The following is a 12,639-nucleotide window of genomic DNA, read 5'->3' on the forward strand; positions in this document are numbered from 1 at the left end:
TGTACAGTTAGGCAGCATTTCCCGTCCTTTTAAAATAAAAAATTCGCAGTTATGATCATAACAATTCAAGTTAGGAAAAAAATCAATTACGCACAAGATAACTATGTACAATGAAGTTAACTCATAAGCAAAGGAGGTAATCTTAATGGGTATCATCGCTGGCATCATTAAAGTTATCAAAAGCTTAATCGAACAATTCACTGGTAAATAAGTTTTCATAACAAACAAAGGAGGTCTTTCACATGGGTATCATTGCAGGAATCATTAAATTCATTAAAGGATTAATTGAGAAATTCACTGGTAAGTAAGTTATAAAAATATTATAGATATGAACATCTTATTTGAAGGGGGCCATTCACATGGAATTCGTAGCAAAATTATTCAAATTCTTTAAAGATTTACTTGGTAAATTTTTAGGTAACAACTAATCTCAAACATTAACGATCAACAACTCATCACTATGTTAAATCAACATACAGGAGGACAAAACGATGGCTATTGTAGGTACTATCATTAAAATCATCAAAGCAATTATCGACATTTTCGCAAAATAATTTAAGCGAATTGAATACTTAAAATTCTCAGGCCACTATACCAATAGGGATGGTGGCTTTGCTTTGTGTTTATTTATTGATGTGAGGTGAGTCTGGGTAGTTTGTTGCAAATAAATGGTCTTAGTGTTTTTTGTATAGGATGTTCTTAGTGGGACGTACGGAATATTCGTAATCTTTGTAGTCTGACGCGGTATATTTTTGTGACGTGTTTTATGTTTGATACTCGAGGTCTGAGACATTCATGATTTGGCGTGCGAAATCTTAATGATCTTCTTGATCTAGCGCAAGATATATTGGCCGCGTACAGAATTTCGTTGCACGTTTAGTCTGAAACGCTCGTGTGACTGTAAGCAGTAATAGTACATTGATAGCTGCATTTACTCACTCATTTTTATGACCGTTAAACAATGATTGTACTTTCAATTGACGGTTGGTATGATGGTTTTGTCATTTTTCATCAACGCAAATATAAAAAGGACTAAGACACATACATGTCCTAGCCCTATGGATAAAATGCAAATTTCTGCTTTATCAAAACTATCACACTTTAGATAGATTGAAAACAAAAAGATCCTAAGAACATCTTAACTTTTTATTAATTGTCATAAATTGCAAACAATTAAGCCACAATTCAAAAATGATTATACTTCATTCAACTTATCGTGCTGGTCTAATTTGCCATTGATATGGATCTTCAAATTGTTGCCAATCTGCATCAATTTCTTGCGCATTGACTAAGCATGCGTCGAGTTCTTTTGTTAATTTTTCTTCATCTAATTCTGTACCAATAATGACAAATTGTGTATGACGATCGCCATATTCTGGATCCCATTCAGCTGCGACATCTTGACGTTCTGCTAATATTTGTGTTTGTTGCGCTTCAGACATACTAGCCACCCAATATGTAACTGGATGAATATTGCAAGATGACCCTGCTTGAGATAATAAACATGCTACGTGATTGTATTGTGCTAGCCATACGATACCTTTTGATCGAACGACATTATTTGGCATGCTTTCTAACCAATCATTGAACCTTTTAGCATGGAAAGGAAGTCGACGTTTATATACAAACGATGATATACCATATTCTTCTGTTTCAGGTGTATGCGATGCATGCCCACCAGACTCAAGTTCTTTGATCCATCCTGCTGACTCGCTCGCTTTTTCAAAATCAAAACGCTGCGTATTCAAGACTTCTTTTAAATCTACTTCAGAATTTGTTGTCTTAATAATTTTAGCAGTCGGTTGCAATGCACTTAACACTTTTTCTAACTTCGCTAGTTCTTCTTCACTAATTAAATCAATTTTATTAATAATCAATACATCACAAAATTCAACTTGGTCAATTAATAAATCAGCAATCGAACGTTCATCTGTTTCATCAACGCTTTGATCACGATCCATCAATAAATCTTCTGAGTTGATGTCATGTACGAAGCGGTTAGCATCAACAACTGTAACCATTGTATCTAAACGGCAAATCGCTGTAAGATCAATGCCAAGTTCATCATCAATATATGAGAAAGTTTGTGCAACAGGTACTGGTTCGGAAATCCCTGTTGACTCAATAACAATTTGATCGATGCCACCTTTTTTCACTAAACGCTCAACTTCTTTTAATAAATCATCTCTAAGTGTACAACAGATACAACCATTAGAAAGTTCGACTAATTTTTCGTCTGTGCGCGATAGTCCCCCACCATCTGCGACAAGATCTTTATCGATATTAACTTCACTCATATCATTTACAATTACTGCGATACGTCGACCTTCACGATTTTGTAAAATATGATTTAACAACGTTGTCTTCCCCGAGCCTAAATAACCACTTAATACCGTAACTGGAATTTTAGCCATATATATACCCTCACTTCAATTTATTTGTAAATAGGAATAATTCCGTTTTACATTATATAGGAGCGTTTCCTCTTTCGCAATCTTTGATAATAAAAAAATAGTATACTTAATTAAATTATTGAGCGCTTTACTTTATAATGGAGACAAAGATATATCTCACGAAAGAGAATCGAGGTGTATAAACATGCTATTTGTCATTTTAATTTTATATATCATTGGTATTGCATTTATTCTACTCAGTGTTTTTGGTTCAAAGACTGAAGGATTATCTACGAAACATACGTTATATACCATTGGTAGTGCTATTATAACGATTGCTATTTTCATTTCTATAGGCTATGCCATTCAATACTTAACTGCAGCGCTTTATGGTTTGTAAGGTGAAGATGATTTATGGCGGGTAGTTCGGGAGAGGTTAACTTGCGTTGATTTTGATAAAGAGGTCATAGCTTTCGGTACTTGAGGATTTTGGTACTTGAGGATTTTGTTGTTGCTGTTACGAATGTGGTTATGTTTAATGCGGGACAGTAATTTAAGTTGTGTTTTCACAATTGTGAGTGTGATATTTCCATTAAGATAGCGTTACTTTATAGTGGAATAAATTAAAAAGAAGCGGCCTAGTGTCAGTTGTGAATATACTGAACATTGGTCGCTTTATTTAGTAGTACGATATGTAGTTTAGCTATTAATTTTTTTCAGGTCATCCTTAATGCTGTCTATCTCAGACATGGCACTTTTAACCCAATCTCCTTGAGCCGCGCCTTTAAAATTAGCTTTAAAAGCCTCGCAATGTTGCGCCATTTGTTCAATTAATACTTTTTCTTCACCTTTTAATCCGTTTTCAATATCTTTGTATTTATGCTTATGTTCAGGTGCAATAACTGTGCGAATATTTTCTTTTTGAGCATTCATTTTAGATATGAGATTAAGTGTTTCTACTGTAGTACTTATATCTGGCATTCTTAAGGTCATATCTGGTTCTATTAGAGTCATTTAATCTCCTCCAAATTATCAGTCACTTAGTTTATCTAACTGCTTTTCATAAGACTTTTTTAAGTCTTCTTTATATTCTTCTAATTTCCATTCTTGCTTTCTAATTATCTCATTGATTTCTTGCTCATACGCTTCTATATTTCTCGTCATTTTCCTTTGGGCATCTTCACTATAATTCATTTCGTGCTTCAAATATTGAAAAACATCATAACTACGTTCATTTTCTTTTCGAGTTCTATGCCTAAGTTCATTTAAATTTTGCAGTTCATTCTCTATACGTTTTTTCTCGGATTCATATGATTCTTCTAATTCATTTTTATTATTAATTTGATTAAACATCATAGTAATCCACCTATTTGTGATGCAAGCACTTGATCTTTATCAACGATTTCATTAATACTGAGTCTAACTCTCATAATATAATTTGATACAGAAGACCCTATCGTTGAAAGTTGTCTTTCTTTTGCAGATATCATTTGTTCAGGTTCTCTTACCATACTACTTTCATTCACTTGACCTTCATCTAAAGCATTGAGAACTTCATTTACACTCAAATTTTCACCTACAGCTTTTCCAGCTTTTTGAGCGTCTTCCCAATTTTTTTCAAATTTCTTTTTCTTTTCATTATACATTTTTTTGATTTGATTAATTTCATCGTCTATCAGTTGACTGAATGACTGCGCAATTGTTAAAGCTGTTAAACTTTCTAAAACTTTCTGCTGCGAAGAAGATAATCCTCCTCCATTTGTAGTCATCATATTTGCTCTAAGTAATTCTATACTAGCTAATTTAGAGATAGCATTATTTGAATGCTTTACAAATGACTTATTATTTTCTTCTGCATAACCTTGTAGTTTTTTAAGTTCTTTTTTTATAGCTTTTTGTTCTTCTTTGGTTAAAAACCCTTCCATTTCATGACCTTTACCATTTTTAAAGACGATATCATTACCGAAAAAAACATAATGCTTATATTTCTTCAGATTTTCTGTCAATTCATCATTTTCTGCAACAAACCTAGTAATATTACCTTTATAATTCTTATATAATTCTAATAAACGTTTTCCATCTGGGGAATTAGGATTCAAACTAGTTATAGAAATAGGAGCTGGATTATAAACCACAATGTTCGGAATACCATTACTCATTCCTAGAACTACCGCATCTCTTCCACCTAGTGAATGTCCAGTAATAAAATCAATGTCATACTTACTTTTTATTTTATTTATAAATTCTTGTGTATTCGCATATCTATAGTTTTGATCAGATGCAGGAGAATATAATATTTTAATATCTGCATATCCATCTTTAACTGTTTCCAAAGCATTGGTAACATTTTGTCTTGAAAATTCACCTTCTTTTAACTTTTTAAAGGCTTCGCCTTGTATATTAGTCCCAGTCATCCCAAGAGTTACTTTGCCTGTATCTTTATTTAAAAAAGCAGAAGTTGTTACTCCATTAAGAGAATCAGTGTAACTATCAACATATTCAAGATTAGAAGGGAATTTACCATCTGACTTTAAACCTTTTATTTGCCTTCCAATGCTATCATTATCAAGATTATGTAGATGTGCATTCTCAAGTTCATAACTAATTTTTGAAACAGCTGTAGTTTCTTCAGTTACAACATTTATATTCCCTGTTTTTATTTTATATTTATCTTTCATCATTATTCACCTTTGCTGGTTTATAACTTAAAAATTCAATGACTGATAATTTGCTGTTTTCACGTTTTGAAAAGTCAATTTCTAACTTTCTATAACCTACAGAACTACCTTTCAGGTTCCCATCAATATGCATTTTTAATATAGGTGATTTTTCAGTCGAAATATTATAACGACTTCTTAATTCCTTAACTATTTCATCTTTATTGCTCATTTTGTATTCAACATCATAACTAGGAACATTTTCATTAATTGAAACATCACCATTATTATATTTTTTCAATTCTTTAAGATTTGCATATTGACCGAAAAATTTAAAGTTTTCTATTTTCTGCTTGAGCTTATCGTCTTTTACTTCATCTAATAAAATAATCTTATTATTTTTCATTTCAATTTTATAATTCTTTTCATCTGGTAGTTTACCATTCCGGTAAAATGTAGTAACAAAATAATGGCCTTTAGCGGTTCTAGTATTCCTATCCAGATTTAAAACCATACCTTCATCATTCAATTCACCCGGTTTATTACTTTTGGCGAAATCTGTATATATCGTCCACATCCCTTTGTCACCTTTTTCAAATTCGCCATCTCGATAGCCTTCTTTGTCATATAGTTCCTCGAGATTCTTAATTGGATACATATCTAACGTTTTCGCAAAACTCTTTTTGATTTGTTCTTCTTTTGAATCTGTTTTATTCGTTTGTTCCTCTTTTTTCTGTTCATCTTTCATATTTTCACATCCCCCAATAAAAATGATTAAAAGTAATACACTCATGTACAAAGCAATTTTTTTTATATACTCCATCATTTCACATCTCTCTGCTTTAATTTTATAAACATTTGAATATTTCATACAACTTAATAAAATAGTGATTATTACACTTTTATGTTATCAAACAAAACTAACTTATTCAATTTAATACATGTAATTCATTTAACTTTATTATTAAATGTTCTAACGTTATTTTTTATATTAGTAATTATATTTATTTATCCTCGCTCGGATTAAAGTAGACACTATCTGTGAAGTAAATATTTTCTTCCTTATTTTCAACAAAGGTAAATTCAATATTTTTATATCCAACTGATGAGCCTTTTAGATTACCTGACCCTTTCAATAATAATTTAGGCGCTTTTTTCGTCGGGATATTATATCGCTTCCTTAATTGTTCAACATTGTAATCACTGTTTTTCAATTGATATTGTGCAGAGTAAATTGGTACTTCTGGGTTATATGACACTTCGTCCTCTTTATAGTTTTCCAATTCTTTGAAATTCCCGTATTGTACAAAGAATTTAAATTTTTCAATTTCTTTTTCAACTTTTTCATCATCGATTGGTTTTAATGGAATAATTTTACTATTTTCCATTTTCACAAGAAACCTTTTTGTATGATTGTGTGTCATTCCATCGCTATCTTCAACAACTTCTCTAACAATATAATTCCCTTTAGCCGTTCTAGTATTTCTGTTAATTTCTAAAACTACTCCCCTAGATTCCAGATTTTCTCCTTTTAATTGGATTTTCATTTCAGATCTAATTAGCCAAGTACCTTTATCATCTTTTTTAAATTCTCCATCTCGATATCCTTCTTTATCATAAAAGTTTTCTAGATTTTCAGTAGGATACATATCTAACGTTTTCGCAAAGCTCTTTTTGATTTGTTGTTCTTTTGAGTCTCCAGTGATCTTATTACCACCACAAGATGTTACAAAAATGATTAAAATCAACAGACTTATGCACAATCCAATCCTTTTTATAGATTTCATTGTTACACACCATCCTCATCATCTTCATCCACCTTCGCCGGCTGGAAATTTAAAGAATCTATTACTGACAAATCGCTTTTTTCACCTTTTGAAAAGTCAATTTCCAACTTTTTATAACCCACAGAACTTCCTTTCAAATTACCATCAATATGCATTTTTAATACCGGTGCTTTATCAGTAGGAATATTGTAACGACTTCTTAATTGCTTAACATTTTCATCTTTATTGCTCATTTTAAATTTTGCGTCATAACTTGGAACATTCTCATTAATTGAGACATCACCATTGCTGTAGGTTTTCAATTCTTTAAGATTTGCATATTGACCAAAAAATTTAAAGTTTTCTATTCTCTTTTTTAGATTTATATCTTCTACTTTATCTAATAAGATAATTTTATTATTTTTCATTACAACTTTATAATTTTTTCTATCTGGGAATTTGCCCTTATTATAGAATGTCTTAACAAAATAATGTCCCTTTGCAGTCCGTGTATTTCTATCTAAGTATAAGACCATACCTTCATTACTCAATCCACCTTGTTTATTACTTTTGGCGAAATCTGTATATATCGTCCACATCCCTTTATCACCCTTTTTAAATTCACCATCTCTATATCCTTCTTTGTCGTATAAATCCTCGAGATTCTTAATTGGGTACATATCTAATGTTTTCGCAAAGCTCTTTTTAATTTGTATTTCTTTTGAATCTTCTTTTGTTTCATTACCTTTGCCACAACCTGCTATCGCAAATATTAAAATCATAACGCTTATGTACAATGCAAACCTTTTTAAATATCCCATTGTTTCACGTCTCTCTGTTTTATACTTCATTTATATTCTCTTTTCATATAAATAATTAATTATTTTGTATATTTCTCTTTTACGTTACCAAAATATACATATACAATCAATTTAATTTCTTAATTAAATTTGTAGTTTTTATTATGTTGTAGCAATTTTTTATTATTGTTTCATTTGAATTTAAATATCTTCGATACCTACTTATCAATTCGAAGAAATACAAGCATTGCACTAAAGATTAATTGTTTTTTATCAATATTTGCCATTTTAACTATTTATTAAAAATTATTAAATCGGCTTAATAAACGTAATTTTCTTAATATTCAGTGTTATGATGGAGTTACAATTTTTAGAGGAGTGATAGATATGAAATTTAAAAAGGTTTTAGTAGCTACGGCAATGGTAGGTGTTTTAGCAACTGGCGTTGTTGGATATGGTAATCAAGCAGATGCGAAAGTTTATTCTCAAAATGGACTCGTACTACATGATGATGCAAACTTCTTAGAACATGAATTAAGCTATATCGATGTGTTATTAGATAAGAATGCTGACCAAGCTACAAAAGACAACTTAAGATCATACTTCGTCGATAAAGGACTACATTCAATCAATGACATTATCAACAAAGCTAAGCAAGACGGCTTTGATGTTTCAAAATATGAACACGTAAAATAAATTCAATAACGCTTTGTAACAAAGCACAAAAAAACAGCTCAATGACGTTGAAGTCAGTGATTAACTCACTAGTTTCATTACATCATTAAGCTGTTTTATTTTATTAATTATTTTTCTAATTTAGGCGTTGTACGTTCAACTTTCTTTTCACCTAAAGGATAAAACCAAGTAATCGGGAAATCATTAGTATCGAAACCAACTATTTTATCACCATATAACTTGTAGTAAGCGGGTGTATTTTCCATTCTTTCATCAAACTCACGATCTGCTTTTTGTTCAGGTGTTTCTTCAATATCAATCTCTTTAGAAACAAACTCATTACTCAACAACTTACCTGTAATTGGATCAACTACTGCGAAGTTTAGCTTTTCTCCATTTTGTAATCTGAACCCAGCACCATGTGAGTCAAAGCTAAATTCACCTTTTTCATTAACTTGTAAATCAGGGAACAATTGTGCTTCACCCAGTTCTGAATATACTTTCACTACTGCGTTTGCGAATTTAGTCTTCCCTTTAATTACTTTAGTACCTTCTTTATCAAGAATACCTTTACCTTTGTCTGTATGATATAAGCTTCCATAAATTTCATCTACTTGTAAATCTTCTTTAACATTATCTAAAACTTTTACTTTGTTGACTTTAGTATGGTCATATTTAGTTTCTGCTTTCTCAATATCTTCCAAACTTGTTACTTTAGTTTTGAAAATTAAAGGTTTTAATGCATCTTCATCATCTTCCGGTGCAAATGTTAATGAGATATCATTACCTTCTTTTAACTCTAGATTATCGAAACGTTTCGTTTTGAAGTCAAAGTTAAAGTAGCCTTTTTCATCAATAGGCATCCAGATACCATCTGAACTAGCTTTAGTATCTTCTTTACTAACACCGCCCTTAACGCTCTCTTCAAAATTAATAAATTTATTATTAATAGAAAGGGCGACTTTACCTTTTACAGAAGTATGACCTTTAATAATGCCTGATCCTTCAGTAATAGGTTCAATGAAAACTTGGTGATGTCCATTTTTTTCTTCTAATTGTTTTTCTGGTATTTCATAAGCTTTTTCATAGCGTGGTGTTGTATATGTAGCCTTAGCATCTGTACTTTCTTCCTCAACACTTGCTTTTTCAGTTGAGGATTCTTCCACTTCTTCATCCTCTTCGTCGTACAAACCATCCATTGAAGATGACGTTACTTCTATCTCTTGATTATGTACAATTTTGCGTCCATTTAAGTCATACTCAAACTTACCATCTTCATTAGCAGTTACTAGGTTAAGATCACCAGTTTCAACAGAGTCCACATCTTTTTTATCAATGCTTAATAAAATTAATTGGTTCGGTAAAGTAGTACCAGTTACCTTTTGAGCTCCAGGTTTAATAGGGTCTAATTTAACAAAATTCTTTTTTGTTTGATCCGAACTTACTTCTTGATTGCTTTGAACTGGTTGTGATTTAGCTTTGATTTCTTCAGTTGCATTTACCTTTGGGTTCTTAACAGTTTGGCTACCTTCAGATGCTTCTGCTTCACCATTTGTCATGATATATAACATAGTAATTGCAACTGATACTAAACCGACTTTCATTTTACGTAATTTAAAATTTTCTCTCATGATATACTCCCTCGAATAATATTATAAATTCACTTCAATTTTCTCTATATTTCTACCATCAATCACATCACCCATACGGTGAGTTTGTAACTTTTTATTTAATTCAAACGTGTAGAATCCACCATCTTTCATAGTAACTTTAATTTTACTGTCTTTAGGTTCTGTATTATACAGACCGTTATTGTCGATTAAGTGCTTTCTTAATTTAAAATCAAGTTCTTTTAATGAGATATTCTCTTTATCTATACTGTAATAAGATGAAGTTACAGTTTCAGTATTACTACTAGTTTTTTTAGTTATTTGCATGTTCACACTTTTGACATTATCTATGTTATCTTGCTTATTAGAATACGTTATTCCTCCATTAGAATTTGTGATACCTGATCTGTCGGAATTTTCTCTGACCACAAATACATCAATATTAGATATTTCTTCATCGTCATTAAATTCTAGCTTTTCTTTACCTGTTAGTGTCACATCAATTTGTTGATTGTGATATATGAAAGTAACCTTGTTCCCTTCCTTATATCCTCCTATATTTTTCAAATCAAAACTTTGTCCTTTATAATAATCTTTTAAATCTTGAGTCGCTTGTGATCTAGCCTCTAATGTACTTGCTTTTACTGGCTGAGCAGTAGTTGTAATCATCCCTGTTGTTAAAATCCCTAGTGCTAAACTTGCTTTAGCAATATTTTTTAATTTCATAATTCTATGCTCCCAATTTTTAGTCTATTTGATTTATTCTATTACGCAATACGAACAATCCTCATTCATTATAATGAGCAATGGTCGTGCTTCACATTAAACTTACTTTAACTAAAAATTAATAATTATTAAGTAATTTAATAAATAGTTAACTAATATCATTCAATTCCTATCGATCTACTCTCTTTTATTTACGAATAACACTTTATCTCAACTTTATCTTTATTTAACTACTTATTCTGTACACAATTTCGACACAAAAAAGACACTGTGCTATCACAGTGCCTAAATTTAATGTTCGTTTTTAATATACTTTAATTTTGTAGCTTTAAAAATTAAAAACCACTTATTAATCAAGCAATAAAACATTACCATTTCCTATAAAATAAACTCTTACAGATTTAAATTAACATCGATTTAAGTAAGGCTTTTTTTCGTTGTTGAAGTAATTCTAGTTTTTGTTCTTCTAGTTCAATTTGTCGGTCAAGTTTGATGAAGAAGTCACCTATTTTTCTCTGCTCTTCTAAACTTGGATATTTAATTAGAATAGTAAAAAAATCATTCACAGAAATATTTAATAATCCGTGATTTCTTGCACCCTCAACTGCAATTCCTGAAACTTCTCTATACCAGTGTGTCGAATCAAAATATGCTTCCATGAAGTCTTTAGACATTTCACTTTTAATAGAAAAGCAAATATACAAAGAGGACAATACACCACTATCATATCTAGTTAATCTTTTAATAGCCCCTAATGGGTATCCATTAGAATAACTTTTATTATACGCGAATTCTCCATTCTTTATTAGTGTATAATTTTCTAGATTTTTCGACGAAACTGATTTACTAAAATATTCTGTTTGATCAATTAAACCTAACTGTCCGGATATTGTTAAAGGCTTTTTCGATTCAAAGTTTTTATTTTTCCTTATTACTCTATCAGCTACTTCCCCTAATTCCTTCTCTTCCCAATCTGGATAATCATTACCACTCTCATCTTTGAATCGCAATTCTTGCGAAAAGATTTTCTGCATATAGCCTTTTTTCTGTTGCTGAAATAACTCAAGTTTTTGTTCTTCTAATTCAATTTGTCGGTCAAGTTTGCTGAAGAACTTGCCTATTTTTTGCTGCTCTTTATTTGTAGGGACAAATCTATTTATTTTATTAATGGTTTGTTTACTTAAGCTTGGCACACCTGTTGATTCATCGTATACTTTCCAATTTATTTTTCTAAATAAACTTAATATAAATAGTATGTCTGTTTCTTTTTTAGGTGTACAATAAAATAATGTATCCACCGTCCAAAACGGCGCCTCAAGCAAATATGGTTTGTTTATAGTCCCTTTTCTCCCAATACCAACAGCATCAATTTCACTTAGTGGTTCTGAAACACTTGTCATATAACCGCCAGTACCATAGACTGGTATATCGCCTTTATCCAAATGTTTATAATCTTTTCCAGAATTAACTTTTATAATATCTTCTAACTTCTTCTCTTCCCATTCGCCTTCAAACCCTGGGAATCTCAACTCTGGCACATTTTTCGTTTGTGTATTACTCATCTTTCAACACCCCAAGTTCTTTCAGGTATGCATTGATTTCTTGTTCAATTTCTGCGATTTCTTTATCGATATTTTTCAAATCTTGTTGGACTTGATCTAAATCAATCGGCGCTTCTTCTTCGAATGTATCAACATATCTCGGTATGTTTAAGTTGTAATCGTTATCGGCGATTTCTTGTAATGTCGCGCTGTAGCTATATTTATCAATTGTTTCCTTACGCTTATATGTGTCTATAATGCGTTCGACTTGGGCGTCGCTTAAATGGTTTTGATTTTTTCCTTTTTCAAAATCATTGGATGCATCGATAAATAATACATTGTCATCTTGTTGGCGACATTTTTTAAACACTAAAATACATGTTGGAATACTTGTCCCATAGAAAATATTGGCTGGTAAGCCAATCACGGCTTCTAGGTAGTTCTTTTCTTCGATTAAATAACGACGAATGA

General features: G+C 31.1%; 17 protein-coding genes. 6 read left to right on the plus strand and 11 right to left on the minus strand.

All coding sequences use genetic code 11. The features are described from left to right. Positions 1 to 145: 145 nt before the first annotated feature. From IDG45_RS09980 to IDG45_RS09995, 4 genes are all read left to right on the plus strand, one after another. Positions 146 to 211 carry a phenol-soluble modulin PSM-alpha-1 gene (locus tag IDG45_RS09980; RefSeq protein ID WP_014373781.1) on the plus strand — a complete coding sequence of 22 codons (66 nt, stop codon included), beginning with the start codon at positions 146 to 148 and terminating at the stop codon, positions 209 to 211. Between the two features lie 31 nt (positions 212 to 242). After that, a complete protein-coding gene (locus IDG45_RS09985; protein WP_014373780.1) occupies positions 243 to 308 on the plus strand; it encodes a phenol-soluble modulin PSM-alpha-2 in 66 nt (21 codons plus the stop codon). 51 nt (positions 309 to 359) lie between these two features. After that, positions 360 to 428 (plus strand): phenol-soluble modulin PSM-alpha-3, encoded by a 69-nt coding sequence (locus IDG45_RS09990; protein WP_014373779.1) that lies wholly within the window; start codon positions 360 to 362, stop codon positions 426 to 428. A 63-nt stretch (positions 429 to 491) separates the two neighbouring features. Then, positions 492 to 554 (plus strand): phenol-soluble modulin PSM-alpha-4, encoded by a 63-nt coding sequence (locus IDG45_RS09995; RefSeq protein ID WP_014532416.1) that lies wholly within the window; start codon positions 492 to 494, stop codon positions 552 to 554. A 657-nt stretch (positions 555 to 1,211) separates the two neighbouring features. Here IDG45_RS09995 and IDG45_RS10000 read toward each other — a convergent pair. Then, positions 1,212 to 2,414 carry a GTP-binding protein gene (locus IDG45_RS10000; protein WP_001062992.1) on the minus strand — a complete coding sequence of 401 codons (1,203 nt, stop codon included), beginning with the start codon at positions 2,412 to 2,414 and terminating at the stop codon, positions 1,212 to 1,214. A 118-nt stretch (positions 2,415 to 2,532) separates the two neighbouring features. Between IDG45_RS10000 and IDG45_RS10005 the strand changes: the two genes are divergently transcribed. Continuing rightward, positions 2,533 to 2,793, plus strand: coding sequence for a hypothetical protein (locus IDG45_RS10005; RefSeq protein WP_072357653.1), 261 nt, complete (start codon positions 2,533 to 2,535; stop codon positions 2,791 to 2,793). Between the two features lie 299 nt (positions 2,794 to 3,092). On the opposite strand, the gene IDG45_RS10010 is transcribed toward IDG45_RS10005, so the two are convergent. The 6 genes from IDG45_RS10010 to IDG45_RS10035 all read right to left on the minus strand — a co-directional run bounded on the left by IDG45_RS10010 (position 3,093) and on the right by IDG45_RS10035 (position 7,637). Further along, positions 3,093 to 3,407: a hypothetical protein gene (locus IDG45_RS10010; protein ID WP_000172546.1), complete on the minus strand. Its 315-nt coding sequence runs from the start codon at positions 3,405 to 3,407 to the stop codon at positions 3,093 to 3,095. An 18-nt stretch (positions 3,408 to 3,425) separates the two neighbouring features. Continuing rightward, entirely contained in the window at positions 3,426 to 3,749 is a 324-nt protein-coding gene (locus IDG45_RS10015) for a hypothetical protein (protein ID WP_000971498.1), read from the minus strand. After that, positions 3,746 to 5,074 carry a hypothetical protein gene (locus tag IDG45_RS10020; RefSeq protein ID WP_072357651.1) on the minus strand — a complete coding sequence of 443 codons (1,329 nt, stop codon included), beginning with the start codon at positions 5,072 to 5,074 and terminating at the stop codon, positions 3,746 to 3,748. Before IDG45_RS10020 ends, IDG45_RS10015 begins: the two co-directional genes overlap by 4 nt. Next, positions 5,061 to 5,873, minus strand: a complete 813-nt coding sequence (locus IDG45_RS10025; RefSeq protein WP_000455731.1) for a tandem-type lipoprotein — start codon at positions 5,871 to 5,873, stop codon at positions 5,061 to 5,063. Before IDG45_RS10025 ends, IDG45_RS10020 begins: the two co-directional genes overlap by 14 nt. Before the next feature lie 181 nt (positions 5,874 to 6,054). Next, on the minus strand, positions 6,055 to 6,837 hold the full coding sequence (locus IDG45_RS10030) for a tandem-type lipoprotein (RefSeq protein WP_031927442.1): 783 nt from the start codon (positions 6,835 to 6,837) through the stop codon (positions 6,055 to 6,057). 2 nt (positions 6,838 to 6,839) lie between these two features. After that, positions 6,840 to 7,637 carry a tandem-type lipoprotein gene (locus IDG45_RS10035; RefSeq protein WP_025174481.1) on the minus strand — a complete coding sequence of 266 codons (798 nt, stop codon included), beginning with the start codon at positions 7,635 to 7,637 and terminating at the stop codon, positions 6,840 to 6,842. Positions 7,638 to 8,003: 366 nt separating this feature from the next. On the opposite strand from IDG45_RS10035, the gene spn reads away from it, so the two are divergent. Next, a complete protein-coding gene (gene spn, locus IDG45_RS10040) occupies positions 8,004 to 8,312 on the plus strand; it encodes a myeloperoxidase inhibitor SPIN (protein ID WP_000669522.1) in 309 nt (102 codons plus the stop codon). 107 nt (positions 8,313 to 8,419) lie between these two features. Here spn and IDG45_RS10045 read toward each other — a convergent pair whose 3' ends face one another. The 4 genes from IDG45_RS10045 to IDG45_RS10060 form a co-directional block, all read right to left on the minus strand. Then, a complete protein-coding gene (locus IDG45_RS10045; RefSeq protein WP_001208891.1) occupies positions 8,420 to 9,922 on the minus strand; it encodes an FKLRK protein in 1,503 nt (500 codons plus the stop codon). Positions 9,923 to 9,943: 21 nt separating this feature from the next. Then, positions 9,944 to 10,627, minus strand: a complete 684-nt coding sequence (locus IDG45_RS10050; protein ID WP_000769153.1) for a superantigen-like protein SSL11 — start codon at positions 10,625 to 10,627, stop codon at positions 9,944 to 9,946. Between the two features lie 401 nt (positions 10,628 to 11,028). Then, positions 11,029 to 12,189 carry a restriction endonuclease subunit S gene (locus tag IDG45_RS14160; protein WP_000072615.1) on the minus strand — a complete coding sequence of 387 codons (1,161 nt, stop codon included), beginning with the start codon at positions 12,187 to 12,189 and terminating at the stop codon, positions 11,029 to 11,031. Next, the coding region (locus IDG45_RS10060; protein ID WP_031859883.1) for an N-6 DNA methylase at positions 12,182 to 12,639 on the minus strand (458 nt) is incomplete at its 5' end. The genes IDG45_RS10060 and IDG45_RS14160, both read right to left, overlap by 8 nt.

The sequence above is a fragment of the Staphylococcus sp. EG-SA-10 genome, from assembly GCF_017151945.1.
Lineage (GTDB): Bacteria > Bacillota > Bacilli > Staphylococcales > Staphylococcaceae > Staphylococcus > Staphylococcus aureus.